This is a genomic window from Arenimonas fontis (assembly GCF_008386465.1).
Taxonomy (GTDB): domain Bacteria; phylum Pseudomonadota; class Gammaproteobacteria; order Xanthomonadales; family Xanthomonadaceae; genus Arenimonas; species Arenimonas fontis.
The window spans coordinates 1-25,851 of record NZ_VUOD01000004.1; the positions used below are offsets into that span (position 1 = coordinate 1).

The following is a 25,851-nucleotide window of genomic DNA, read 5'->3' on the forward strand; positions in this document are numbered from 1 at the left end:
GATCTGACCCTTTGATCTGACCCTTTGATCTGACCCTTTGATCTGACCCTTTGATCTGACCCTTTGATCTGACCCTTTGATCTGACCCTTTGATCTGACCCTTTGATCTGACCCTTTGATCTGACCCCGGGGTCAGATCAAAGGGTCAGATCAGAAGTCAAGAAGTCAGCCGCGGCTCAGGACCAGGGCGACGATCACGGCGATGGCGGCCAGGGTGAGCATGATCGGCACCCACTTGCTGATCGCCGAAGCCGGCGCCGGCGCCGGCTCGGCCGGGCCGCTGGGAGTGATCAGGCGCGCGGTGCGCTGCGCCATCTCCATGCCTGGCGCCACCAGGATGAACCGCACCGCGTCCAGGCGCAGCTCGTCGCCTGGGCCAAGAAAGCCCTGCTGCACCCGCCGGTTGTTGATGTAAGTGCCGTTGCTGGAACCCAGGTCCTCGACCGACAGGCCGTCGGGCGTGGGCTTTACCAAGGCATGCCGACGCGAGATCTCCTCGGCCGGCACCGAGATGTCCGCCTCCACCGCCCGACCGATCACCAGGGGGCCGGTAACCGGGAACACCTTGCCGAATACGGCGCCCGACACTCCACGCAGGACGAACTTCGGCACCGCCGTCCGGACCCGGGTGGCGCCCGTGTCCTCGTCCGGATGGCCGGTGTCGGCGCCGGCCGACGCCGGTCTCGCCGCCTCGACGACCGCGAACCTGGCGATCACATGGGCGAAACCGATCTGATCGCCGGGCCGCAGCGCCATGATGTCGGATACCGGCTTGCCGTTCACCGAGACCGGACCGCCGCCCGCCGGCACCTGCAGGTTGGCGCCGGTGCCGGTGACATGGATCTCGCAGTGCAGCGGCGCGATCGCCGGGTCGTTCAGCAGCACCGCCACGTCACCCGCGGACCCGATCCGGTTCACGCCGTGGCTGAGCAGCACCTGCGAGTGTTCGCCGTTGGGAAACACCAGTTTCATGTCCGCTCTCCTGCGAATAGGCAACCGGTCCGCCGGGACCCTGGCGGCGGCAGTTTATCCATGGTGACGCGTGCCCGTCACGGGGCGCTGCGGCAGCATCACTTGATCACGCGCAGATGTGCGCGCCGACCGCCCGGACCGCCCTCGTCCGGGCCCAGTGGCGACGGCTCGGGCGAGTCCGGCCCGGGGGTTTCGGGCTCCCCGTCCTCGGGCAGCATCATGCCCTGCCCGGTTTCCTGGGCATAGATCGCCAGCACTGCCGGCATCGGCACTTCCACCGCCTGGCTGACGCCACCGAAGCGGGCCAGGAAGCGCACGCTCCGGTTGTCCATCACCAGTTGTGCGACCGCACGCGGTGCGATGTTCAGCACCACCTTGCCGTCCTTGATCGCAGAAGGCGGCACCCGTACACCCTCCCGTTCCGCATCCACCAGCAGATAGGGGGTCATGCCGTTGTCGTTGATCCACTCGTGCAACGCCCGCAGCAGGTAGGGGCGATTGGACCCCATGCGGGGCACCGTTCCGGTCATTGCGGCAGCTCGCGAAGGTTCTTCTCTTCGGGCGTCAGGCTACGCAGGTAGGCCGGGTTGCGGAAGATGCGCATGCCATAGTCCTCGATCACCTTGGCTTCCTTGGGCAACTGGATGCCGAGAGCGGGCAGGCGCCAGATGATCGGCGCGATCGCGCAATCGGCCAGGCTCATCTCGGGGTTGAGGAAGAACCTGGAGGCCTTGAACAGCGGCAGCGAGGACAGCAGCAGCTCCTTCAGCCGCTTGCGGCCGGCATCGGCCTGGGCCTTGCCACCGTGCTGGATGGCCTGCACATGCGGCACCCAGTCGTGTTCGAGCCGGAGCATGGCCAGGCGCAGCCGGGCCCGAGACAGCGGGTCCACCGGCATCAGCGGTGGGTGCGGGTAGCGCTCGTCCAGGTATTCGGACACCACCGAGGCGGCGTACAGCACCAGGTCGCGATCCACCAGGGTCGGCACCGAGTGGTAGGGGTTGAGGTCCACCAGATCCTCGGGCGGATCGGTCGGATCCACGGGTACCAGTTCATAGCTGACGCCCTTGGCTGCCAGCACCAGGCGAACCCGGTGGCAGACGACGCAATCACGGGCGGAAAACAGGGTCAGGGCATTGCGAATGCGCGGGCTGGCAGCCATCGAACTCCCCCAGGGACTGGGCGCCACCGGCGCCTGCCGGCGGTCGCGAGCGCCCCCAACCCTGCCCGAAATGGCCGTTGCCCCGCAAGACGGCGGGGTCCCGGCACCGGCCGCGGCTCAGGAGCGCCCCGCGCCCGGGAAGCGAAGCCAAGTCATTGAAAACAAAGGGCCGCCCGAAGGCGGCCCGATGTTCGCAGCTTCGCCGGGCCTCAGTGCACGTCGCGCCAGTACTCGGCCTTGAGCAGCCAGGCCAGCAGCGTAAACAGGGCCAGGAACAGGATCACCCAGACGCCGACCGACTCGCGTTGCAGCGCGGCCGGCTCCGCCACGTACTGCAGGAAGGCGCTGATGTCGCGGGCGACCCGGTCGTATTCGGCCGGGCTGAGCCGGCCGGGCTTGACCAGCTCCAGCCGGACCAGGTGCGCCTGGCCCTCGGCATCCACGTCGTAGACCGGCCGCTGGATCCCCTGCAGCTCCCACAGCACGTGCGGCATGGAGGCACCCGGGAAGACGGTGTTGTTCCAGCCAAGAGGCCGGGACTCATCCACGTAGAAGCCCTTGAGGTAGCTGTAGACCCAGTCCGGACCGCCCAGCTTGGCGCGGGCCACCAGGCTCAGGTCGGGCGCTGCCTTGCCAAACCAGGCCTCACCGTCGCCGGCGGTGATGCCAGTGTTGATCGGCTCGCCGTACTTGGCATTGCCCCGAATCAGGAAACGCTCGACCTGCTCCTGGCTCAGGCCCAGGTCCTCGCCCAGACGCGAATAACGCTGCATGGACAGGGAGTGGCAGCCGGCGCAGTAGTTCATGAACAGGCCGGCGCCCCGTTGCAGGGAGGCGCGGTCGCCGAGGTCGGTACCCGAGTGTTCGAGCTTGGCGCCGCCGGCGGCCAGGCCGACGGCCGGCGCCAGGGCCAGCAGGAGGGCGAAGAAGCGCAGCTTAGTCATGCGTGGTCACCCGCTCGGGAACGGCCTTGAACTGGCCCATGCGGGACCAGAACGGCATGAAGATGAAGAAGGCGAAGTAGTAGGCGGTCAGGATCTGCGCCACCAGCTTCTGGGTGTCCGAGCCCGACTGCGCGCCCAGCCAGCCCAGGATCACGAAACCGACGGCAAAGATCGCCACCAGCACCTTGTGCAGCAGGGGCCGGTAGCGGATCGACTTGACCGGGCTGCGGTCCAGCCAGGGCAGGCCGAACAGGATGATCACCGCGCCACCCATCACCATCACGCCCATCAGCTTGTCCGGGATGGCACGCAACATCGCGTAGAAGGGCGTGAAGTACCAGACCGGCTTGATGTGCTCCGGAGTGACCAGCGGATCAGCCTTGACGAAGTTGTCCCATTCCAGGAACCAGCCGCCCATCGTCGGCGCGAAGAACACGATGAAGGCGAAGATGATCAGGAAGAAGCCGGCGCCGAACAGGTCCTTGACGGTGTAGTACGGGTGGAAGGGAATGCCGTCGGCCGGCGCGGTCGGCGACCAGCGGTTGCCCTTGGGGCCCTTCTTGATCTCGACACCGTCCGGGTTGTTGGAACCGACCTCGTGCAGCGCGCCCAGGTGCAGCACCACCAGCAGCAGCAGCACCAGCGGCAGGGCGATCACGTGCAGGGCGAAGAAGCGGTTGAGGGTGGCGTCGGAAACCAGGTAGTCGCCGCGGATCCATTCGGTCAGTCCGGTGCCCACCACCGGAATGGCGCCGAACAGGTTGATGATCACCTGCGCGCCCCAGTAGGACATCTGCCCCCAGGGCAGCACATAGCCCATGAAGGCCTCGGCCATCAGCACCAGGAAGATCAGCATGCCGAGGATCCAGACCAGCTCGCGCGGCTTCTGGTAGGAGCCGTAGATCAGGCCGCGGAACATGTGCAGGTACACCACCACGAAGAACATCGAGGCACCGGTGCTGTGCATGTAGCGGATCAGCCAGCCCCACTCCACATCGCGCATGATGTACTCGACCGAGGCGAAGGCCTCGGCCGCCGAGGGCTTGTAGTGCATCGTCAGGAAGATGCCCGTGACGATCTGGTTGACCAGCACCAGCAGGGCCAGGGAGCCGAAGTAGTACCAGAGGTTGAAGTTCTTCGGAGCGTAGTACTCCGACATGTGCTTCCGGTACATGGGCACCAGGGCCGGGGCACGGTCGTTGACCCAGCCGGTCACGCCTTCGATGGCGCGGGTGATCAGGTTCGACATCACGCGGCTCCTTCAGGCGGGACGCCCACCACGATGTGGTTGTCGTCCTGGAAGTGATAGGGCGGCACCTCGAGGTTCGACGGCGCCGGCACGCCCTGGAAGACGCGGCCGGCCAGGTCGAAGCGCGAGTTGTGGCAGGGGCAGTAGAAGCCGCCTTGCCACTGGCTGTCGTAGGGCTGCGGCAGCATCTCGGGTACGTAGCTGGGAGAGCAGCCCAGGTGGGTGCAGATGCCCACCATCACGGCGATTTCCGGCTTGATCGAGCGGTACCCGTTGCGGGCGAAGCCCGGGGTCTGGTCGGCATTCTCGGAAGACGGGTCGCGCAGGCGCTCGTCCAGGCCCGGCAGCGCCGCCAGCTGCTCCTGCGTACGCTTGAAGATCCAGACCGGCTTGCCGCGCCACTGCACGATCATGCGCATGCCGGGCTCGAGGTCGATCTTGCTGATGTCCACGACCACCGGCGCGCCGGCAGTCTGGGCCCGGGCGCTGGGCTTCCACGAACTGATGAACGGCACGGCCGCGAAACCCGCGCCCACCGCACCGACCACGGCGGTACTGGCGGTCAGGAAGCGGCGGCGGCCTGAGTTGACCCCTTGGTTAGCCATCCGGCTCTCCGAAACGATTGGCGATTTGGCTGATATCCGCTGCGGAGGCCCGCTGGGGGCCCGCAAAGATGCGCGATTCTAACGGACCCCGCGCGAGGGCGGCAACGCCGTCCGCGGCCTCAGTTGGCCGCCAGGGCGCCGCGGTAGCGCTCGGCCAGGATGCCCACGCGCTCGACGTAACGCCGGGTCTCGGCATAGGGCGGGATGCCGCCGTAGCGGTCCACCGCGCCCTCGCCGGCGTTGTAGCCGGCGGCGGCCAGACTCAGGTCGCCGTCGTAGCGCTTGAGCAACCAGGCCAGGTACTGCACGCCGCCGCGGATGTTCTGGGCCGGATCGAACACGTCCCGCACCCCGAAACGCTCGGCCGTGGCCGGGATCAACTGCATCAGGCCCTGGGCGCCGGCATGAGACACTGCGTCGGGCCGGTACGCCGACTCGGCATGGATGATCGCCCGCACCACCGCCTCCTCGACCCCGAACTCCCCGGCCGCCGCCCGCACCTCGGCGGCATAGGACTCGGTGTCCAGGCGAACGGTGTGGAAATCCACGCCCGGCAAGAGCCCGCAGGCGTAGCAGGTTTCCACGTAGGTGAACAGCAGCGTGGCGGCGCTGCCGCCGGGCGGCCTGACGTTGGTGTAGTGCACCACGCCGTCCCGCTCGTACCTGTAGACCGCACCGCGTGTCACCCGCGCGCCGGCCGCGGGCGCCGGCGCGGCGGCCGGCGCCTGGCCAGGGCCGGCGGTACGGAACTCGACCCGTGACTGCAGCCCGGCTTCGCCGCCCCGGGAACCCGCGGGTGGCGTCGGCCCGGGCGCCGGCGCCCGCGGCCTGGCGTCGGCCGGGCCGTAGTTGGCCACCACCTTGCAGCTGGCGCCGGGCACCTTCTTGCTGGTGTAGTTGGGAATGCCGTCGGCGCCCGTGCAGCGGTAAAGCGTGCCGGCCTCCGCCGGGGCGGCGGCAAACAGCAGGCAGGCCAGCAGGGGCAGGCGCGGAGACATGGGCGCGAGATTTACTCCCGGAAGGCCGGATTGCCAAGCTTCCCAGGGGAAACGCCGGCCGCAGCCCATGCCGGCCGGGTCCCGGCCGCCGCCCGGCGCTACAATGCCGCCCCTCCCGGAACGGAATAAGCGCCGCCATGCCCGGAACCCCGCCCACCAGGGGCAAGCTCTACATCAAGACCCACGGTTGCCAGATGAACGAGTACGACTCGGCCCGCATGGCCGACGTACTGCGGGCCGAGCACGGCCTGGAACTGACCCAGGACGAGAGCGAGGCCGACGTCATCCTGGTCAACACCTGCTCCATCCGCGAGAAGGCCCAGGAGAAGGTTTTCTCCCAGCTCGGCCGCTGGAAGCAGCTGAAGAAGGACAAGCCGGTGCTGATCGGTGTAGGCGGTTGCGTGGCCAGCCAGGAGGGCGAGGCCATCCTGAAGCGCGCCCCGTTCGTGGACCTGGTGTTCGGGCCGCAGACCCTGCACAGGTTGCCGGCCATGATCGAGGCGCGGCGGGCGGAAGGCCGGCCGCAAGTGGACATCAGCTTTCCGGAGGTCGAAAAGTTCGACCGCCTGCCCGAACCGCGTGCCGAGGGCCCGACCGCCTTCGTCTCGGTGATGGAGGGCTGCAGCAAGTACTGCAGCTTCTGCGTGGTGCCCTACACCCGCGGCGAGGAAGTCAGCCGCCCCTTCGACGACGTGCTGCTGGAATGCGCCCAGCTGGCCGCCCAGGGCGTGCGCGAAATCAACCTGCTGGGCCAGAACGTCAATGCCTACCGCGGCCGCACCGCCGACGGCGACGAGGCCGACCTGGCCCTGCTGATCCGGGCAGTGGCCCAGATCGAGGGCATCGGCCGCATCCGCTACACCACCTCGCACCCGGTCGAGTTCGGCGACAGCCTGATCGAGGCCCACCGCGAGGTGCCGCAGCTGGCCGCCTATCTCCACCTGCCGGTGCAATCCGGATCGGACCGCATCCTGGCGGTGATGAAGCGCGGCCACACGGCACTGGAATACAAGGCCAAGATCCGTCGCCTGCGCGAGGCCAGGCCCGATATCGCCATCAGCTCCGACTTCATCGTCGGCTTCCCCGGCGAGACCGACCGCGACTTCGAGGCCACCATGAGGCTGATCGAGGAAATCGGCTTCGACCAGAGCTTCTCCTTCATCTACTCGCGCCGGCCCGGCACACCGGCCGCCAACCTGCCCGGCGAAGTGCCGGCCGAGGTCGCCCATGCCCGCCTGCAGCGCCTGCAAGCCGCCATCAACGACAATGCCCGCCGTTACGCCGAGGCCATGGTCGGCAGCATTCAGCGCGTGCTGGTCGAGGGCCCCAGCGCCCGCAACCCGGACGAGCTGACCGGCAAGACCGAGAACATGCGCAGCGTGAACTTCCCGGGCGGCAAGCGCCTGGTCGGCCAGTTCGTGGACGTGCGCATCACCGCCGCCCTGGCCAATTCCCTGCGCGGCGAAGTGGTGACGGTGGACGAGGCCGCGGCCTGAACCGCCTTCCGGCCGGAGCCAAGCCGGCTGCCGGAGCGCCCGCTCGCAGGCGCGTCCGCGCCCCCGCCCGCGGGCAGCCGGCATCAGTCCAGCCGCTTGCTGAAGCGAAGGATCGCCGCGGTCATCATCAGGGCGGTGAACACCAGCAGCGCCAGCACTTCCGGCCACAACTCCCAGAGCCCGGCGCCGCGCAGCATCACGCCGCGAATCAGACGCAGGAAGTGGGTCAGCGGCAACAGCTCGGCCAGCCATTGCGCCGGCGCCGGCATGCCGGCGAACGGGAACATGAACCCCGACAGCAGCATGGACGGCAGGAACAGGAAAAACGTCATCTGCATGGCCTGGAATTGCGAACGCGCCATGGTCGAGACCAGCAGGCCCAGGCTCAGGTTGGCCAGGATCAGCAGCACCGCCGCCAGGTAGACGTCGGCAAGACTGCCGCGGATCGGCACCTGGAACAGCCACAGGCCCAGCATCAGCACCACCGTGGTCTGGACCAGCCCGATCAGGGCATAGGGCAGCACCTTGCCGACCATCAGCTCGGTGCGGGTCACCGGCGTGGTGATCAACAACTCCATGTTGCCGCGCTCGCGCTCGCGGACGATGGCCATGCCGGTGAACATCACCATGGTCATGGTCAGGATCACGCCGATCAGGCCGGGCACGATGTTCACCGCCGAGCGCCGCTCCGGGTTGTAGAACGGCACCACCCGGATCGGGCCGTCGCCGGGCGCGCCGGGCGCGGCCTCGCCGGCGACCGGCGCCGGCGCCGGCGCCAGCGGCATCTGGGCCAGCTGTGCAGCGGCGTTCTGCACCGCGGTGTCGCTGCCGTCCACCAGCACCTGGATGGCCTCGCGGCCGTCGGCCAGGCGCCGCTCGAAGTCCGGCGGAACCGCCACGCCAACGCTGATCTCGCCCCGACGCAGCATGTCCATCAACTGCTCCGGCGTGGCGGCGTGTGCGCGCGCGGCGATCACCCCGGTCGCCAGCATGTCCATGACCGCGGCGCGCGACGCGGCGCTGCCGGCCTGGTCGGCGATGCCGGCTTCCAGTCCACGCAGGTTGAGGTTGATGGCGTAGCCGAACAGCAGCAACTGCATCACCGGAATGCCGACGATCATGGCCAGGCTGATGCGGTCGCGGCGCATCTGCCGCGCCTCCTTCACCACGATGGCGGCCAGGCGATGCCAGTTCATGCGGCCTTTCCCTTGCGGCCGCGGGTGGCGGCGACGAACACGTCTTCGAGGCTTGGCACCGACAGCGAGACCTCGGCCTCGATGCCGGCCCCGCGCAGCGCCTCGCGCAGGCGGCCTCTGGCGTCCTCCGCCCCGGCCAGCAGCAGGCGCAGGTGGTTGCCGATCTGGGCGGCGCTGACCACGCCAGGCTGGCCGGCCAGCACCTGCAAGGCGCGCCGTGGCGTCGCCGATGCGACTTCGACACTGCGGCCGCGCAGGCGCTCGACCAGCTCGGCCGGGGTGCCGTCGGCGACCAGCACGCCGCGGTCGAGGATGGCCAGGCGATGGCAGCGCTCGGCCTCGTCCATGTAGTGGGTGGACACCAGCAGGGTGGTGCCGGCGTCGGCCAGCTCGAAGAGTTTCTCCCAGAAATCGCGTCGCGACTCCGGGTCAACGGCACTGGTCGGCTCGTCCAGCAGCAGCAGTTCCGGCCGGTGGATGACCGCCCCGGCCAGGGCCAGGCGCTGCTTCTGGCCACCGCTGAGGGTGCCGGCCAGCTGCCGCTGCCGATCGCCGAGATGGAATTGCCCGATCAGCTCGTCCACCCGCTTCTTCGCCGCGCGTGCCGGGATGCCCTGCACTGCCGCCAGGAACTCCAGGTTCTCGCGCACGCTCAGGTCCTCGAACAGCGAAAACTTCTGCGTCATGTAGCCGATCCGCCGGCGCAGGCTTTCGGCTTCCTCCGGCACCCGCATGCCCAACACCTCGATCTGGCCCGCGCTGGGCGTGAGCAGGCCGCAGAGCATGCGGATGGTGGTGGACTTGCCCGAGCCGTTCGGGCCGAGAAAGCCATAGACATGCGCCCGCGGCACGGTCAGATCGACGCCGTCGACCGCCAGCAGCTCGCCGAAGCGCCGACTGAGCCCGCGCGCCCGGATGGCCGGCTGCGGCTGATTCACCGCGGAAACTCCGCCTGCGCCGGCAAGCCGGCCGGCAGTGTCGCCGCCTCGGTGCCGAGCTGGATCTCCGCCAGGTAGCTCAGCCGCTCGGCATCGTCGCCGGCCAGGGCGTAGTAGGGCGTGAAACTGGGCTGCGAGCGGATCATGAGCAGCCTGCCCTCATAGACCTCCTCGCGGCCCTCGACCCGCACCAGGGCGCGGTCGCCGACCGCCACCCGGGCGCGCAGCGCGGCCGGCAGGTAGACGCGCGCGTGCGGCGCCTCGCCGACCAGCAAGACTGCCAGCGGCGCACCCACCGGCGCCTGGTCGCCGGCCTTGTAGGGCAGGCTGTCTACCAGGCCGGCACGCGGCGCGACCGGACTGAGCTTGGCCAGCAGGGCCTCCTGGTCGGTCACCTCGGCCTCGGCGGCGGCCAGCGCGGCCTCCGCCTGGGCCAGATGCTCGGCGCGGGGGCCGTGTTCGAGTTCCAGCAGGGCCTGTCCGGCCTGCTCGAGTTCCGCGCGGGCGCCGTCGCGGGCGGCGCGGGCGCGATCCAGATCGGCGCGCGACACCAGCTGCCGCCCGGTCAGGGACTGCGCCCGGCGATACTGGGCCTCGGCCTCCGCCAACCGGGCACGGGCGGCATCGCGGCGGGCGCGCGCTTGGGCGATGGTTTCCGAACGCGGGCCGGCCCGCAGTTCCGCCAGTTGCTCGCGGGCACGCCGCGCCTGGCTGCGCAAGGCCTCCAGACGGGCATTCTGGCGGGTCTGATCAAGGCGCAGCAGCAGGTCGCCGGCCGCGACCCGCTGGCCTTCGCGCACCTCCAGCGCCAGCACCGGCTCGGCCACCGGCGCCGGCACGGTGATGCGCTCCCACTCCACCGTGCCCAGGGCTTGCGGCGGGGATGGCTGGCAGGACGCCAGCGCCAGCACGGCCAGCACGGCTACCGCGGCCAGACTGCGATCAGCGGTCGTTCTTTTCATCGGAGAGCTCCAGGCCACGGTCCAGCAGGGCCAGGGTGTGGCGACGGACGGCGTCGAAAGGCAGGTCGTCGGCGTCGAACAGCCGGCGCCAGATCGGCGCGCCGGCGGCGGGGAACAGCGTCAGCCCGACCAGGGACACCATCAGCAGGCGCGGATCGAGTTCGGGATTGAGGCGGCCCCTGGCCTGGGCGGCGGCGAAACGGCCGACCATGACGCGGGCCATCGCCGGGCCGACCTGGTTGAGCAGGATGCCGCGCAGCGCTCCGCCTTCGCTCAGCACTTCCCGCACCCACAGCGGCGGCAGCCACGGGTGCTCGGCCACCAGCCGGGCGATGCCGTTGACGAAGGCGCCGACCACGTCGGCCGGGTCCTCGCCGGCGGCGAGCACGGCCTCGCGCAAGCCACCGATGGCCGGCATCAGCCGCTCGGCGATCACCGCCTCCCGCAGCCGGTCCTTGTCGCCGAAGTAGTAATGCAGCATGGCCGGCGTCACCGAAGCGCGCGCGGCGATGTCGCGCAGCGAGGTGGCGGCGATGCCCTTTTCCACGTAGCAGGCCAGGGCGGCGTCGAGCAGTCGCGGCCGCAGTTCGGGGGTGTCGGCACCGGGCCGGCCGGGCGTTCGGCGCGCCGGACCGGCCGCGGAGGCCCGGGCCGGACGAGCGCCGGCGCGGCGGCCGGAACGGCCCTCGGGACGGACATCCGGGGCCTCGGACCGGGAAGGCGTGTCGGGGGGCTTTCGTTTCATGGCGCGAATAATTAATTCATTCATTAATTAAGTCAACCCCTGCCCTGCTCCCGGCCCGGCTCGCATCCAGGTGGCCGATCCGGGCACCGCGGCGCTACCCTGTGCGCCCCGAGACGCCTGGCCGCTTCGGCCGTGCCGCCATCGCCCATGAGCAGTCCCACCCAGAGCGTCCAGCGCGACTTCATCCTGGAACCCGAAGACAACGAGCGCCTGGCCAACCTGGCCGGCCCCTTCGACGAACACCTGCGCCAGCTCGAGTTGCGGCTGGGCGTGCAGATCGCCAACCGCGGCCACGTGTTCCGGATCACCGGCGAGCAGCGGGCGGCCGATGCTGCGGAAAAGCTGCTGCGCCGGCTCTACGAGGACGCCGGCCGCGAACCCCTGGATGCCCGCAAGATCCACCTGCGCCTGGGCGAGTCGCATCTGGCCCAGGTGGCCGCCGACGACTACGCCGCCCAGGAAGTCAGCATCCGGGTCAAGCGCGGCAATATCCGCGGCCGCGGTGCCAATCAGCAGAAGTACCTGCACAGCATCGCCACCCACGACATCAACTTCGGCATCGGCCCGGCCGGCACCGGCAAGACCTTCCTGGCGGTGGCCATGGCGGTGGACGCACTCAACGAGGGCCGGGTGCAACGCCTGCTGCTGGTGCGGCCGGCGGTCGAGGCCGGCGAGAAACTGGGCTTCCTGCCGGGCGACCTCAGCCAGAAGGTCGATCCCTACCTGCGCCCGCTCTACGACGCCCTGTACGAAATGCTGGGAGTGGAGAAGGTGGCCAAGCTGCTGGAGCGCAACGTCATCGAGATCGCGCCGCTGGCCTTCATGCGTGGCCGCACGCTCAATGACGCCTTCGTGATCCTGGACGAGGCACAGAACACCAGCATCGAACAGATGAAGATGTTCCTGACCCGGATCGGCTTCGGCTCGACCGCGGTCGTCACCGGCGACCTCAGCCAGGTGGATCTGCCCAAGCACCAGAAATCGGGGCTGCGCGACGCCATCGACGTGCTGCGCGGAATCGAAGGCATCAGCTTCACCTTCTTCGAAGCCCACGACGTGGTACGGCATCCGCTGGTGGCGCGGATCGTGCGCGCCTACGACGCCCGTGACGGCAAGGATCCGCCACCATGACCCGGGGCCCGCTCCGGCTCGAGGTCTGCGTCAGCTACGGCTTGCCGCGCAAGGGGCTGCCGACCGCCGCCAGTTTCCGCAAGTGGGTGGCCGCCGCCGCCCGCGGCCGGATCCGGCGAGCCGACCTCGCCATCCGTCTGGTGGACGAGAAAGAGGGCCGCGCCCTGAACCGGCACTATCGCAACAAGGACTACGCCACCAATGTGCTGAGTTTTCCGGCCGAATTGCCCGAGGGGGTGAACCTGCCCCTGCTGGGCGATCTGGTGATTTGCGCGCCGGTGGTGGCGCGCGAGGCCGCCGAGCAGGGCAAGCCGCTGGCGGCGCACTACGCGCACCTGACCGTACATGGGGTGTTGCATCTGTTGGGGCTGGATCACGAGGACGAGCGGGAGGCCGAGGCCATGGAGCAGATCGAGCGCGAGATCCTCGCCACCCTCGGCTACCCGGATCCCTACGCGCCCGGCGGGAACTGACTTCCCGCTTTGCGGGTGGGTTCTCCGGTACCGGCAGGGTTGCGGACACGGGTGATGCGCTAAACTCGGGCTCCCGCCCCTGCCCGGGCGCCCCGCAAGCCACTGATGTCAGAGGACTCCCCTAGTAGCCCGCCGGAACGGCGCTCATGGCTGGATCGCCTGAGCCAGGCCTTTTCCGGCGAACCCAGGACCCGCGAGGACCTGGTCGAAATCCTGCGCGAGGCCCGCGCCAACGGCCTGCTCGAAGCCGACACCCTGAAGATGCTGGAGGGCGCGCTGACCGTGTCCGACAAGCAGGTGTCGGACATCATGGTGCCGCGCTCGCAGATGGTCTCGCTGCCCGTAGACGAACCCTTCATGGACCTGCTGCGCACGGTAGTCGAATCCGGCCACTCGCGCTTCCCCGTACACGGCGAGGACCGCGACGAGGTGCTGGGCATCCTGCTGGCCAAGGACCTGTTGCCCGGCCTGGTGTCGGACGCGGGGCCGGGCAGCATCCGCGAACTGCTGCGGCCGGCCGTGCTGATTCCGGAGTCCAAGCGCCTGAACGTCCTGCTCAAGGAGTTCCGCCTCTCGCGCAACCACATGGCCATCGTCGTGGACGAGCATGGCGGCGTCGCCGGCCTGGTCACCATCGAGGACGTTCTGGAAGAGATCGTCGGCGAGATAGACGACGAGCATGACGAGGCCGATACCGCCCGGCTGATCGCCGCCCAGGCCGACGGCCAGTACATGGTGGACGCGCTGACCCCGATCGCCGACTTCAACCGGCAGTTCGGCGCCGAGCTTCCCGACGACGAGTACGACACCATCGGCGGCCTGGTCATCGCCGCCATCGGTCACCTGCCGGAATCCGGCGAAGAACTGGCCCTGGGTCGTTTCCACTTCCGGGTCGGCCGGGCCGATGCCAGGCGCGTGCACAGTTTCGTGGTCAGCGTGCATGCCGATGCCTGAGCGCCTGCGGGTCCGCCTGGCCATGTTGCTGCTGTGCCTGCTGCCGGCCCTGGCCGCGGCGGCGCCGCGCATCGGCGTGCTGACGATGGAGCCGGGCGAGCTGTTCTTCGAGCGCTTCGGCCACAACGCCATCGTCGTGGACGATCCGGCCGGCGACGGTCCGATCGCCTACAACTTCGGCTACTTCGATCTGGACGAGCCGGGCTTCTTCGCCAACTTCGTCCACGGCCGAATGCGCTACTGGCTGGTAGCGCTGCCGATGGAGCGCGACCTGGCCTATTACCGGCGGACCGGCCGTGGCGTCACCCTGCAATGGCTGGACCTGGCACCCGAGCAGGCCCGCGCGCTGGCCCAAGGCCTGGCCGACCGCGCCCGGGGCGAAAACGCCCGCTACGACTACGACTACTTCACCAGCAACTGTTCCACGCAGGTGCGCGACGCCCTGGACCGGGCGCTGGACGGACGCCTGCGGGCGCAGCTGAGCGGTCGTTCGCGCGGGCACAGCTACCGCAGCGAAGCGGTCCGCCTGGCCAGCCCGGCGCCGTGGATGGCCCTGGGCTTTCACCTCGGCCTGGCCGGCCAGGCCGACCGGCCGCTGTCGCGTTACGACGAGGGCTTCATCCCGATGCGCCTGCGCGAGGCACTGCGCGAAGTGCGGTTGGACGACGGTCGTCCGCTGGTGGCCGCCGAGGAGACGCTGGCGCCGCACCGCCTTCCGCCGGCGCCGGCGGAAGCGCCGCGCCTGCGCGGGCCGGCCCTGGTTGCCGGCCTGGTCCTGGCCGCCCTGGTCCTGCTGGCCGGCCGGCGCTGGCCACGGGCCCTGGCCGGCTTCGCCCTCGCCTTCTGGCTGCTGGCCGGCCTGGCCGGTGCCCTGATGCTCTACCTGTGGCTGGCCACGGCCCATGTCTTCGCCCACGGCAACGAGAACCTGCTGCTGCTCAGCCCGCTGTGCCTGGGCCTGCTGCCGGGCGCCTGGGCGCTGCTGCGCGGACGCGAACCCAAACCCTGGTTCCGCGCCCTGCTGGTGCTGGTGGTGGCCGGGGCCGCGTTGGCCGGCTTCCTGAAGTTCCTGCCGTTCCGGCCGCAAGAGAACGTGGAGTGGGTGCTACTGCTGCTGCCCCTGCACTGGGCCCTGCTGCGCCGGCTGGCACCGCGCCGCGACTGACTTGCCGGCCGGGGCGGGGCCAGCCCAAGATGCCGGCCATGAACGCACCCGCCACCCCCGCCTGCGTGATCAACTGCGTGGCCTATGGCCGCGACGGCAGTCGCCGCGACATAGACCTGGACACCATCAGCGACGTGCTGGCGGTGGACGACGGCAGCTTCGTCTGGGTCGGCCTGTACGAGCCGGAGGAGTCCCTGCTGGACAAGCTGCAGGAAGAGTTCGGCCTGCACGACCTGGCGGTCGAGGACGCCCACCACGCACACCAGCGACCGAAGATCGAGGCCTACGGCAATTCCCTTTTCATCGCCGTGCATACCGCCCAGGCCGTGGCCGGCCAGGTCAGTTTCGGCGAGACCCATATCTTCATGGGTCCGCGCTACCTGGTGACCGTGCGGCACGGCACCTCGCTGTCCTACGCCAGCGTCCGCGCCCGCTGCGAGCGCGAACCGGAACTGCTGGCCCTGGGCCCGACTTACGGGCTGTATGCGGTGCTGGATTTCATCGTGGACAACTACCTGCCGATCGTCGATGAGTTCCGGGAAAAGCTCAACGAGCTGGAGCACGAGATCTTCGCCGAGGATTTCAGCCGTGGCACCATCCGCCAGCTCTACGACCTCAAGCGCGAGCTGACCCGATTGCGGCTGGCGGTGGCGCCGATGCAGGACATCACCGGCCAGCTGACCCGCGTGCATACCCAGCTGGTGGGCGAGGAGATGCGGCTGTATTTCCGCGACGTCTACGATCACACGCTGCGAGTGAACGATGCGGTGGACACGCTGCGGGAGATGCTGACCGCGGCGATGTCGGTGAACCTGGCCCTGGTGGCCGTGGCCCAGGGCGAGGTGGTCAAGCGTCTGGCCGGCTGGGCGGCGCTGCTGGCCGCGCCCACGCTGATCGCCAGCTGGTACGGCATGAATTTCCGGCACATGCCCGAGCTGGACGGCCGCTATAGCTACCTCGTGCTGCTGGGCCTGGTGGTGCTGGTGGTGCTGGGGCTGTACCTGCTGCTGCGCCGCGCCCGCTGGCTGTGAAGCGCCGCGCCCTGGCTTGACCAGGGTCAAGGCGGCCCGGCGGGTGGGCTCCTAAGCTGCCGGCCATGGTCGCCGTTCCGCCCTTCGATGCCGAGCTGCTCCGCCGTTACGACCGGCCGGGGCCGCGTTACACCTCCTACCCCACGGCACCGCAGTTCCGCACCGATTTCGGGCCGGACGACTTCATCCGTGCCGCCAGGCTGAGCAACGACGACCCGATCCCGCGCCGGCTGTCGCTGTACGCGCACATCCCGTTCTGCTTCAGTCCCTGCTTCTACTGCGGTTGCAACCGCATCATCACCCGCGACCTGAACCGTGGCGAGGCCTACCTGAGCCGCCTGGAGCGCGAGGTGGCCATGCTCGGACCGCTGTTCGACCGCGACCGCGAGGTGATACAGGTGCACCTGGGCGGCGGCACACCCAACTTCCTTGGCGCCAACCAGATCGGCGAGCTGATGGAGAGCCTGCAGACGCACTTTCGCTTCTCCGAGTCGCCGGAGCGCGACTTCTCCATCGAGCTGGACCCGCGCTTCATGAACCCGGGCGACATCGAGGCCCTGGCCTTCATCGGTTTCAACCGCGCCAGCCTGGGCGTACAGGACTTCGACCCGGTGGTGCAGAAGGCCGTGAACCGCATCCAGTCGGTACAGGAGACCCTGGCGGTGATCGAGGCCTGCCGCGCGCATGGCTTCCGCTCGGTCAACGTGGACCTGATTTACGGCCTGCCGCTGCAGACCCGCGAGGGTTTCGGCCGCACCCTGGACACCGTGGTCCGGGCCCGGCCCGACCGGCTGGCCATCTACAGCTACGCGCATCTGCCGCAGCTGTTCCGGCCGCAGAAGCAGATCGAGGCCAGCCAGCTGCCCTCGCCGGAGGACAAGCTGGGCCTGCTGCAGCTGGCCATCGAGAAGCTGTCGGCGGCCGGCTACGTCTATATCGGCATGGACCACTTCGCCCTGCCGGAGGACGATCTGGCGGTGGCCCAGGCCCGGGGCGGCCTGCACCGCAACTTCATGGGCTACACCACCCATGCCGAGTGCGACCTGATCGGCGTCGGCGTCAGCGCCATCAGCCACGTCGGCGACTGTTTCGCCCAGAACCCGCGCGACCTGCCCGGCTGGGAGGCAGCGGTGGACGCCGGCCGCCTGCCGACCTGGCGCGGGCTGCAACTGAGCGAGGACGATCTGTTGCGGGCCGACCTGATCCAGCAGCTGATGTGCCAGGGCGAGGTGGACGTGCGCGAGCTCGAGGACCGGCACGACATCGACTTCGCCACCTATTTCGCCACCGAGCTGGAGCGGCTGCCGCCACTGGAAGCCGATGGCCTGGTCGAACGGGCGGATGGCCGGATCCGGGCCACGTCGCGCGGGCGTCTGCTGCTGCGTATCATTGCCGCATGCTTCGACCGCTACCTGTACCAGTCCCAGACAGAACCGGCCCGGTTCTCCAAGGCGATCTGAGCGTCTCCGGGGGGCGGGGATGAGCCTCGCCGGCAAGCGGTCGCGTCCCAACCCCATCGCCGACGACGGCGACGAGCTGCGCTTCTGCAGCACCTGCGCCTTCTCCGACGCTTGCCTGTCACAGGGCTACGACAAATCGGACCTGCGCGAGCTGCACGTGCTGGTCGAGCACGTCGGCCCCTTTCACGAAGGCGAGCACATCTTCCGCGAGGGTGACGAGTTCAATGCCATCGCCGCGGTACGCGCCGGCACGGTCAAGACCTACGTGGTGGACGCCACCGGCCAGGAACAGGTGCTGGGCTTCCACCTGCCTGGCGAGATCATCGGCCTGAACGCCATCAGCGAGGCCCGCTACCCCTGCAATGCGGTGGCGCTGGACACGGTGATGCTGTGCCGGTTCTCCTTCCCGAAGATGGCCCTGCTGGCCACCCGCATGCCCGGCTTGCAGGCCCAGCTGTTCCGCCTGCTCAGCCAGGACATCGGCAAGGCGGCCCTGCTGGCCGGCGACTACAGCGCCGACCAGCGCATGGCCGCCTTCCTGGTGGCCCTGTCGCGGCGTTTCGCCCAGCGCGGCTTCTCGGCCACCCGCCTGCACCTGACCATGACCCGCACCGACATCGCCAACTACCTGCGCCTGGCGCCGGAAACGGTCAGCCGGGTGCTGCGCCGGCTGCAGGAGGACGGCTTGGTGAAGGTGGAACGACGCGAGCTGGAGATCGCCGACCCGGCCAGGCTCGAGGCCCTGGCCCGGGTGGTCCTGCGCAACTGAAGCCGGCTTGACGCAGGTCAGTGACCGCCGAGCCGGCGCTCGCGAGCATGGTGGCGCCCAATAGGAGAGCCGCCATGAGCAGCACCCGCAAACTCTGGACCGCGCTGGCGGTCCTGCTCTTGGTCTCGTTCGCAGCCCTGCTCTGGGTGGGCGGCGAGATCCACCGTGTCATGCCACCGATTCCCGAACGCGTGGTCACCGAGTCCGGGCAGGTGGTGTTCACCAGGGAAGACATCCAGACCGGCCGCCAGGCCTGGCAGTCCATCGGCGGCCAGCAGCTGGGCTCGATCTGGGGCCACGGCAGCTACGTCGCCCCCGACTGGACCGCCGACTGGCTGCATCGCGAAGCGGTCGAGCTGCTGGACCGCTGGGCCCGGCGCGACTACCAGGTCCGCAACTTCGCCTCCCTGGAAGCCCCCGAGCAGGCAGCGCTGGAAACCCGGCTGAAGGAAACGCTTCGCCGCAACACCTTCGACGAGGCCGCCGGCACCATCACCATCGATGACGACCGGCTGGCGGCGATCAACAACGTCGCCGCCCACTACCTCAGCCTGTTCAGCAACGACCCGGCCACGCGCGAGCTGCGCGAGGCCTATGCCATGAAGGAGGACACCCTGCCGGCGCTGGAGCACCGCCAGGCCATGACCGCCTTCTTCTGGTGGACGGCCTGGACCGCTGTGACCGAGCGGCCAGGCAAGGACATCAGCTACACCAACAACTGGCCGCATGAGCCGCTGGTCGGCAACGAGCCCCCGTCCAACCTGCTGATGTGGACGGTGTTCAGCGTGCTGTTCCTGCTGGCCGGCATCGCCCTGCTCGGCTGGCACTATGCGGTCAGCCACGGCGACGACCGGCCCGAGCGGCTGCCGCTGGCCGACCCGCTGGCACAGATCCGGGTGACGCCGTCCATGCGCGCCACCGCCAAGTACTTCTGGGTGGTGGTGGCCCTGTTCCTGACCCAGATCCTGCTCGGCGCGATCACTGCGCACTACCAGGTCGAGGGCCAGGAGGCTTACGGTTTCGCCCTGTCCGAGTTCCTGCCCTACTCGCTCGCCCGCACCTGGCACACCCAGCTGGCGGTGTTGTGGATCGCCACCGCCTGGCTGGGCATGGGCCTGTACATCGGTCCGGCCATCTCGGGACACGAACCGAAGTTCCAGGCCCTGGGCGTGAACGTGCTCTGGGTCTGCCTGCTGGTCATCGTGGTGGGCGCCTTCGCCGGCCAGTGGTTCGCCGTGATGCAGGAACTGGGCCTGGAGAAGAACTTCTGGTTCGGCCACCAGGGCTGGGAGTACGTGGACCTGGGCCGCTTCTGGCAGTGGTTCCTGTTCATCGGCCTTGGCCTGTGGCTGTTCCTGGTCGGCCGCACCCTGGTGCCGGCCATCCGCAAGGGCGGCGAGCACAAGAACATCACCATCCTGCTGTTCCTCTCGACCGTCTGCATCGGCCTTTTCTACGGCGCCGGCCTGCTGTACGGCGAGCACACCCACCTGTCCATGGTCGAGTACTGGCGCTGGTGGGTCGTGCACCTGTGGGTCGAGGGCTTCTTCGAGGTCTTCGCCACCGCGGTCATCGCCTTCCTGTTCACCAAGCTGGGCCTGATCCGCACGAAGACGGCCACGGTCGCGGTGCTGTTCGCCACCATCGTCTTCATGGCCGGCGGCGTGCTCGGCACCCTGCACCACCTGTACTTCACCGGCACGCCGACGGCGGTGATCGCCCTGGGCGCGTCCTTCTCGGCGCTGGAAGTGGTGCCGCTGGCCTATGTCGGTTTCGAGGCCTACCACACCTTCAAGCTGGGCAAGGCCACGCCGTGGATGCATCGCTACAAGTGGCCGGTGCTGTTTTTCGTGGCGGTGGCATTCTGGAACCTGGTGGGCGCCGGCCTGTTCGGTTTCCTGATCAATCCGCCGCTGCCGCTGTACTACATGCAGGGCCTGAACCTGACTCCGTTGCATGGCCACACTGCGCTGTTCGGTGTCTACGGCATGCTCGGCATCGGCCTGATGCTGTTCTGCCTGCGCGGGATGAAGCCGTTCGCGATCTGGCCGGACCGGGTGCTGGGCACGGCCTTCTGGGCGCTCAACATCGGGCTGGCCGGAATGGCGCTGTTCACGCTGCTGCCGCTGGGCGTGCTGCAGCTGGATGCGGCCATCGAGCATGGCTACTGGTATGCGCGTTCGGCGGCGTTCATGCAGCAGCCGATCGTGGAGCTGCTGGTATGGATGCGTGTTCCGGGTGACACGATCTTCAGTGTCGGTGCGCTGGCGCTGGCCTGGTTCGTGCTTCGTCTCTGGATCGCGCCGAGGCAATCGCAACCCCGGGTGGAGGGGGCCACCGAGTCGGTGCGCTGAGCCACGCACGCGCCGATACCCCAAGGGGCCGCCGCAATGGCGGCCCCGTTTTTTCCGGCGCTGGGGGCGAGATCCTGCGTGTCGGCGGAGAGCCGGGCCCTCGTCCGCGGCGGGTTGCAGCCTCGGTGGAGGCGGTGTGTGGGGTCCTCGTCCGGGACGCCGTAAACCCGTCCATGGGGGCTCGGTCGCGGCATCCATGCCGCTCACGCCCGGCCGACGACCCCACACACCACCTCCTCGAACCCTTCGCCGGCGCGGTGGCCGAGGACCCGTCCCCTCTCCGGGACCTTCGCCCGCGCTCGTCGTGGGGGGTTTGGCGGGTGCCTACGCTGGGATAGGGCAGGCCTGGCCAAGGCCTGCGCTGCCGAAGCGACGCCGTTCGCGGCGGCACGGCAGACGCGTCCTGGCGGCCCCAGCGACGGTCGGCGCCTCCCCCTCATGACGCGGCGGCGCCACTTGCCAAGCCAACAGGCCGCCAGGGAACGCGACATCACAAACGCCGGCGTACCGGACGAGGGCCCGGCTCTCCGCCGACACCGGAGGTCTCACCCGTGGCGCAGCCCCTGATCGCGATGCGAATGACTTGCGTCAAGGCGGCCCGGAGCCCGGGAGGCCATGCTTCAGGCCCAACAGGAGGAGTCGGAACGTGGCCCGACCAATTCCCGTCAACCAGAGCCTGCCCCTGCCCATCACCGCAGCCCCGCACCGCCTGATGTTCTTCATCGGTGCTGCCAACGTGCTCGCCGCCATGGCCTGGTGGACCGGTTGGCTGGGCGGCGGCATGACCAACCCCAGCGTACCGGCGGGGTGGATGCATGCCTTCACCATGCAGTACCAGGTGCTGCCGGCCTTCATCTTCGGCTTCCTGCTGACCGTCTTTCCGCGCTGGATGGGCCAGCGCGAGCCGACCCGCTGGCACTACCTGCCGGTGGGCCTCGGATTGCTGCTGGGGCAGGCGCTGACCCTGATCGGGCTGTTCCGCGGCTCCGACCTGCTGCTGCACCTGGGCGTGGTGAACACGCTGGCCGGCTGGATCGCCGCCATGGCGGTGCTGGTGGGCTGGTTGCTGCGCGACGGCAGCGGCTGCTGGCACGCGGTGTCATGCTTCGCGGCGCTGCTGGTGGGGCTGGCGGGGCTGCTGGCCTTCGCCGCCTACCTGCACCTGCCGGGCGAGCCGCGGCTGGCCTTCGCCATGCTGAAGATCGGCAGCTTCGGCCTGCTGGTGCCGATCTACACCACGGTGGCGCACCGGATGTTTCCCTTCTTCGCCGGCAATGTCGTGCCCGGCTACCGGCCGTGGCGGCCGATGGCCTGGCTGGCGGCGTGCTGGCCGCTGTGGCTCGGGCATGTCGGCCTGGAGCTGGCGCACCTGCACCAGTGGCTGTGGCTGGTGGACCTGCCGCTGCTGGGCCTGAGCGCCTACTGGCTGTGGCGGAACTGGCCACGCGGCAAGGCGCCGGCACTGCTGCGGGTGCTGTTCATCGGCTATGCCTGGCTGCCGATCGCGCTGGCGCTGTATTCGGCGCAGAGCCTGTGGTTCTTCATCTCCGACACCTTCGTCCTCGGCCGGGCGCCGGTACATGCGGTGTCGGTGGGCTTCTTCGGCAGCCTGCTGGTAGCCATGGTCACCCGCGTCACCCAGGGGCACTCGGGCCGGCCGCTGGTGCTGGGAACCATTCCCGGCGTCGCCTTCGCCGGCATGCAGGCGGTGGCGCTGCTGCGGGTGCTGGCCGAGCTGATGGCGAACCCGGCGCCCTGGTTCCTCGCCGCCGGCCTTGGCTGGCTGGCGGTGTTCCTGCCCTGGGTGCTGCGTTCGTTGTGGATCTACCTGACCCCGCGCGCCGACGGGCGCCCGGGCTGAGCATGGAAGCAATCGCGTGATCGCCTATTACCTGCAGATCAAGATGGTGCACGTCGCCGCGGTACTGGCCAGCGGCGGCCTGTTCGCCCTGCGCGGCGCCCTGGTGCTGGCCGGCCAGCGCTGGGCGATGGCGGCGCCACTGCGCTACCTCAGCTACACGATAGACACCGTGCTGCTGACGGCGGCGCTGATGCTGCTGACCGCGCTCAAGCTCAATCCCTTCGTCACTCCCTGGCTCAGCCTGAAGCTGGCGCTGCTGGTGGCCTACGTCGTGCTGGGCAGTCTGGCGCTCAAGCGCGCCCGCAGCCGCCGCGCCCGGGTGGTGTGCTATCTGGCGGCGCTGGCCTGCTTCGGCTTCACGTACACGGTGGCGCGCGCGCACCACCCGCTGGGCATCCTGCAGTCGCTGCTGTCATGACCTCCCCTGCCGTCCATCCCTGTTTCCTCGGTCCCTATGGCGAGAACGACACGCTGCTGGAGAAGCTGGTCGTCGAGTTCCTGCGCGACCACGTCTACTGGCGCCGCAACTTCCATCCCGAGGATCCGCCGGCGATCCCGACCTGGGCCGCCGACACCCCGGCCTTCCGCCAGTTCGAGGCGCGCATGCGCCGCGAACTGCACGCGCTGTCGGCGGCGCTCAAGCGTTCGGTGCCCTTCCACAGCCCGCGCTACATCGGCCACATGGTCTCCGACCTGCTGCTGCCCGGCCTGGCGGCACAGTTCCTGACCCTGCCCTACAACCCGAACAACGTCAGCATCGACGCCGCGCCCGTCACCATCGACCTGGAGCTGAAGGTCGGGCTGCAGTTGGCACGCATGTTCGGCTACGTCAGCGATCCGGCCCGGCCCGACTGTGCCTTCGGCCACCTGACCTCCGGCGGCACCCTGGCCAATTTCCAGGCCCTGCGCCTGGCGCTGGCGCTGAAGGCCTTCCCGGTCGCGCTGCGGGCGGTGTCGCCGCCGGGCCTGGACCTGCCGGGCGACGACCGCGCCGCCTTCAACCTCACGCCGGCGGCGAGCATCGAGCTGCTCGAGCAGTGGAACGCCTTCCTGGCCGGCTGCGACGGCCGCGAGCGCCGGCGCTGGCGCCAGGCGCTGACGGCGCAGCGGCTGGAGACCCTGGGCATGGCCGAGTTCCTGTCCCGGCACCTGACCCTGGAATCGCCGCGGGTGCTGGCGCCGGTCACCGCCCACTATTCCTGGTCCAAGGGCATGAAGCTGATGGGCCTGGGCCGGGCCCGGCTGGAACTGGTGCCCGAGCGCGGCATGCGCACCGATCCGGAAGCGCTAGAGGAGGTTCTCGAGCGTTGCCGCCGCCAGCGCCAGCCGGTGCTGATGGTGGTCGCGGTGTTTGGCAGCACCGAGTTCGGCACGGTGGATCCGCTGCACGAGCTGGTCGCCGCCCGCGAGCGCTGGGCCGCGCGTGGTCTGGGCTTCGGCGTGCACGTGGATGCCGCCTGGGGCGGCTACCTGGCCACGCTGTTCCGCCGCCCGGACGGCGACCTGCGCACGCTGGCGGAGATGCGCGGTGAGTTTCGCGACTTCCCGACACCGGAGGTGCATGCGGCAGTCGCGGCGCTGCCGCAGGTGGACTCCATCACCGTGGATCCGCACAAGCTCGGCTACATCTCCTACGGCGCCGGCGCCTTCCTCTGCCGCGACCAGCGCGCCATGCCGCTGCTAGCCGAGGAGGCCGACTACGTCTTCACCGCCGGGGACGACGGCAACTACTTCCAGCGCTACCGGCAGCTGGGCCGCTACATCCCGGAAGGCTCCAAGCCGGGCGCGGCGGCGGCAGCGGTCTATGTCACCCACCAGGTGCTGCCGCTGGACCACGAGCACTTCGGCGCCCTGCCGCGCGAATCCATCCTCGCCACCGAATCCTTCCGCACCGCCGCCACCCGTTTCGCCGCGCGCATGGAGGGCCAGCTGCACTGCCGCGTGCCCTTCGAACCGGACAGCAACCTGATCTGCCTGGCGCTGAATCCCGCCGGCAACCGCGACGTGGCGCGCATGAACCGCTTCGTCCGCGCCCTGCACCGCCGCCTGAGCTACGACCCGCGGCAGCCGCTGCAGGCGCGCGAGTTCTTCGGCTCGATGACCACGCTGCGGCCGGACGTGCTTGGCCAGGAGGACAGCCTGCGCATCCTCGGCATGCTCGAGCTGGATCCGGCGACGCTGGACGTCGGCGGCGAGGACGACGACCGCCTGGTGGTGCTGCGGCACACGCTGATGAATCCCTTCCTGCTGGACGACGGCCACGGCCGCAGCTACCTGGAGCTCTACTTCGACTACCTGGAGCAGCAGGCACTGGCGCTGATGGAGACGGAGCCGGCATGAGCCGCGCCTGGCTCAAGGCGGCGCTGGACTGTCTGGCCCAGGAGGCGGCGCGCTCGGCCGACACGCACCTGCTGCGCCTGGATCTGCCGGCCTTTCCCGGCGTCCGCTTCTATTTCAAGGACGAGGCCGCACACCCCACCGGCAGCCTCAAGCACCGGCTGGCGCGCTCGCTCTACCTGTACGCACTGTGTAACGGCCGCCTGCGCGAGGGCCAGGGCGTGATCGACGCCTCCTCGGGCAGTACCGCCATCTCCGAGGCCTGGTTCGCCCGCCTGCTCGGCCTGCGCTTCCTGGCGGTGATGCCGGCCTGCACGGCGCCGGCCAAGGTCCGCCTGCTGCGTGGCCTGGGCGCCGAATGCGTGCTGGTGCCGGCCGGCGTCGACGCCGAGGCGGTGGCGCGGCAGCGGGCAGAAAGCGAAGGTCTCTGCTACCTCGACCAGTTCGGCCTGGCCGAGCGCGCCACCGACTGGCGCGGCAACAACAACATCGCCGAATCCATAGTGGCGCAGATGGCGCGCGAGCCCGATCCGGAGTCGGCCTGGATCGTCTGCGGCGCCGGCACCGGCGGCACCTCGGCCACCATCGGCCGCTACCTGCGCTACCGCCGGCTCGACACTCGCGTCTGCGTCGCCGAACCCACTGGCGGCGCCTTCGCCGAAGGCTGGCGGCGGCGCGATGGCGAGGCCCGCGCCAGCCGGCCCACCCTGATCGAGGGCATCGGCCGCCTGCGGGTCGAACCGGGTTTCCTGTTCGATGTCGTGGACGAGGTGATCGAAGTGGATGACGGCGATTCCATCGCCGCCGCCTGGTGGCTGGAGCAGGCCCTGGGCCGCCGCTACGGCGGCAGCTCCGGCACCAACCTGGTGGCCTGCCTGCGCCTGGCCGCCGGCATGCGCGAACGCGGCGAGCGCGGCAGCATCGTCAGCCTGCTCTGCGATCACGGCGAGCGCTACGGCGAAACCCTGTTCAACGCCGACTGGCTGGCCGCCCGCGGCATCGCCCTGCCCGATCATCACCGGCGCCTGGCGGACCGCCTGGCCGCCTGA

At 69.5% G+C, this 25,851-nt stretch carries 24 protein-coding genes; 13 read left to right on the plus strand and 11 right to left on the minus strand.

The features are described 5' to 3' along the window. Nucleotides 1-165: 165 nt before the first annotated feature. The 7 genes from F0415_RS06010 to F0415_RS06040 all read right to left on the minus strand — a co-directional run bounded on the left by F0415_RS06010 (nucleotide 166) and on the right by F0415_RS06040 (nucleotide 5,930). Nucleotides 166-972: an FHA domain-containing protein gene (locus F0415_RS06010; RefSeq protein ID WP_149860305.1), complete on the minus strand. Its 807-nt coding sequence runs from the start codon at nucleotides 970-972 to the stop codon at nucleotides 166-168. A 98-nt stretch (nucleotides 973-1,070) separates the two neighbouring features. Further along, nucleotides 1,071-1,502: a ClpXP protease specificity-enhancing factor gene (locus F0415_RS06015; RefSeq protein ID WP_149860306.1), complete on the minus strand. Its 432-nt coding sequence runs from the start codon at nucleotides 1,500-1,502 to the stop codon at nucleotides 1,071-1,073. Then, nucleotides 1,499-2,134, minus strand: a complete 636-nt coding sequence (locus F0415_RS06020) for a glutathione S-transferase N-terminal domain-containing protein (protein ID WP_149860307.1) — start codon at nucleotides 2,132-2,134, stop codon at nucleotides 1,499-1,501. Before F0415_RS06020 ends, F0415_RS06015 begins: the two co-directional genes overlap by 4 nt. Before the next feature lie 209 nt (nucleotides 2,135-2,343). Then, on the minus strand, nucleotides 2,344-3,078 hold the full coding sequence (locus tag F0415_RS06025; RefSeq protein WP_149860308.1) for a cytochrome c1: 735 nt from the start codon (nucleotides 3,076-3,078) through the stop codon (nucleotides 2,344-2,346). After that, nucleotides 3,071-4,327 carry a cytochrome b gene (locus F0415_RS06030; protein ID WP_149860309.1) on the minus strand — a complete coding sequence of 419 codons (1,257 nt, stop codon included), beginning with the start codon at nucleotides 4,325-4,327 and terminating at the stop codon, nucleotides 3,071-3,073. The genes F0415_RS06025 and F0415_RS06030 overlap by 8 nt, the downstream gene beginning before the upstream one ends. Beyond that, entirely contained in the window at nucleotides 4,327-4,932 is a 606-nt protein-coding gene (gene petA / locus F0415_RS06035; RefSeq protein ID WP_149860310.1) for a ubiquinol-cytochrome c reductase iron-sulfur subunit, read from the minus strand. The genes F0415_RS06030 and petA overlap by 1 nt, the downstream gene beginning before the upstream one ends. A gap of 119 nt (nucleotides 4,933-5,051) precedes the next feature. Next, on the minus strand, nucleotides 5,052-5,930 hold the full coding sequence (locus tag F0415_RS06040; protein ID WP_149860311.1) for a lytic transglycosylase domain-containing protein: 879 nt from the start codon (nucleotides 5,928-5,930) through the stop codon (nucleotides 5,052-5,054). 137 nt (nucleotides 5,931-6,067) lie between these two features. On the opposite strand from F0415_RS06040, the gene miaB reads away from it, so the two are divergent. After that, nucleotides 6,068-7,426 carry a tRNA (N6-isopentenyl adenosine(37)-C2)-methylthiotransferase MiaB gene (gene miaB, locus F0415_RS06045; protein ID WP_149860312.1) on the plus strand — a complete coding sequence of 453 codons (1,359 nt, stop codon included), beginning with the start codon at nucleotides 6,068-6,070 and terminating at the stop codon, nucleotides 7,424-7,426. Nucleotides 7,427-7,509: 83 nt separating this feature from the next. On the opposite strand, the gene F0415_RS06050 is transcribed toward miaB, so the two are convergent. The 4 genes from F0415_RS06050 to F0415_RS06065 are packed head-to-tail and all read right to left on the minus strand — an operon-like array spanning nucleotide 7,510 to nucleotide 11,267. Further along, a complete protein-coding gene (locus tag F0415_RS06050; protein ID WP_149860313.1) occupies nucleotides 7,510-8,622 on the minus strand; it encodes an ABC transporter permease in 1,113 nt (370 codons plus the stop codon). Further along, complete coding sequence (locus F0415_RS06055; protein ID WP_149860610.1) at nucleotides 8,619-9,539, minus strand: ABC transporter ATP-binding protein; 921 nt, start codon at nucleotides 9,537-9,539, stop codon at nucleotides 8,619-8,621. The genes F0415_RS06050 and F0415_RS06055 overlap by 4 nt, the downstream gene beginning before the upstream one ends. Nucleotides 9,540-9,556: 17 nt before the next feature. Continuing rightward, nucleotides 9,557-10,522 (minus strand): HlyD family secretion protein, encoded by a 966-nt coding sequence (locus F0415_RS06060; protein WP_149860314.1) that lies wholly within the window; start codon nucleotides 10,520-10,522, stop codon nucleotides 9,557-9,559. After that, the gene (locus F0415_RS06065) at nucleotides 10,503-11,267 is read right to left on the minus strand and encodes a TetR/AcrR family transcriptional regulator (protein WP_149860315.1); all 765 of its coding nucleotides are present in this window, start codon (nucleotides 11,265-11,267) and stop codon (nucleotides 10,503-10,505) included. Before F0415_RS06065 ends, F0415_RS06060 begins: the two co-directional genes overlap by 20 nt. Nucleotides 11,268-11,414: 147 nt before the next feature. On the opposite strand from F0415_RS06065, the gene F0415_RS06070 reads away from it, so the two are divergent. The 12 genes from F0415_RS06070 to F0415_RS06125 all read left to right on the plus strand — a co-directional run bounded on the left by F0415_RS06070 (nucleotide 11,415) and on the right by F0415_RS06125 (nucleotide 25,851). After that, nucleotides 11,415-12,398 (plus strand): PhoH family protein, encoded by a 984-nt coding sequence (locus F0415_RS06070; protein ID WP_149860316.1) that lies wholly within the window; start codon nucleotides 11,415-11,417, stop codon nucleotides 12,396-12,398. Further along, nucleotides 12,395-12,871, plus strand: a complete 477-nt coding sequence (gene ybeY / locus F0415_RS06075; RefSeq protein ID WP_149860317.1) for an rRNA maturation RNase YbeY — start codon at nucleotides 12,395-12,397, stop codon at nucleotides 12,869-12,871. Before F0415_RS06070 ends, ybeY begins: the two co-directional genes overlap by 4 nt. 105 nt (nucleotides 12,872-12,976) lie before the next feature. Further along, nucleotides 12,977-13,825, plus strand: coding sequence for a CorC family transporter (locus tag F0415_RS06080; RefSeq protein ID WP_149860318.1), 849 nt, complete (start codon nucleotides 12,977-12,979; stop codon nucleotides 13,823-13,825). After that, nucleotides 13,818-14,990 carry a lipoprotein N-acyltransferase Lnb domain-containing protein gene (locus tag F0415_RS06085; RefSeq protein ID WP_425457833.1) on the plus strand — a complete coding sequence of 391 codons (1,173 nt, stop codon included), beginning with the start codon at nucleotides 13,818-13,820 and terminating at the stop codon, nucleotides 14,988-14,990. The genes F0415_RS06080 and F0415_RS06085 overlap by 8 nt, the downstream gene beginning before the upstream one ends. 38 nt (nucleotides 14,991-15,028) lie before the next feature. Beyond that, nucleotides 15,029-16,021, plus strand: coding sequence for a magnesium/cobalt transporter CorA (gene corA, locus F0415_RS06090; RefSeq protein WP_149860320.1), 993 nt, complete (start codon nucleotides 15,029-15,031; stop codon nucleotides 16,019-16,021). A 65-nt stretch (nucleotides 16,022-16,086) separates the two neighbouring features. Beyond that, a complete protein-coding gene (gene hemN, locus F0415_RS06095) occupies nucleotides 16,087-17,481 on the plus strand; it encodes an oxygen-independent coproporphyrinogen III oxidase (RefSeq protein ID WP_149860321.1) in 1,395 nt (464 codons plus the stop codon). Nucleotides 17,482-17,500: 19 nt separating this feature from the next. After that, complete coding sequence (locus tag F0415_RS06100; RefSeq protein ID WP_149860322.1) at nucleotides 17,501-18,250, plus strand: helix-turn-helix domain-containing protein; 750 nt, start codon at nucleotides 17,501-17,503, stop codon at nucleotides 18,248-18,250. Nucleotides 18,251-18,324: 74 nt separating this feature from the next. Next, a complete protein-coding gene (locus F0415_RS06105) occupies nucleotides 18,325-20,604 on the plus strand; it encodes a nitric-oxide reductase large subunit (protein ID WP_149860323.1) in 2,280 nt (759 codons plus the stop codon). 646 nt (nucleotides 20,605-21,250) lie between these two features. Further along, nucleotides 21,251-22,465 carry an NnrS family protein gene (locus F0415_RS06110; protein WP_246149900.1) on the plus strand — a complete coding sequence of 405 codons (1,215 nt, stop codon included), beginning with the start codon at nucleotides 21,251-21,253 and terminating at the stop codon, nucleotides 22,463-22,465. A 16-nt stretch (nucleotides 22,466-22,481) separates the two neighbouring features. Continuing rightward, a complete protein-coding gene (locus F0415_RS06115) occupies nucleotides 22,482-22,883 on the plus strand; it encodes a SirB2 family protein (RefSeq protein WP_149860324.1) in 402 nt (133 codons plus the stop codon). After that, a complete protein-coding gene (locus F0415_RS06120) occupies nucleotides 22,880-24,805 on the plus strand; it encodes a pyridoxal phosphate-dependent decarboxylase family protein (RefSeq protein WP_149860325.1) in 1,926 nt (641 codons plus the stop codon). The genes F0415_RS06115 and F0415_RS06120 overlap by 4 nt, the downstream gene beginning before the upstream one ends. Then, a complete protein-coding gene (locus F0415_RS06125) occupies nucleotides 24,802-25,851 on the plus strand; it encodes a PLP-dependent cysteine synthase family protein (protein WP_149860326.1) in 1,050 nt (349 codons plus the stop codon). The genes F0415_RS06120 and F0415_RS06125 overlap by 4 nt, the downstream gene beginning before the upstream one ends.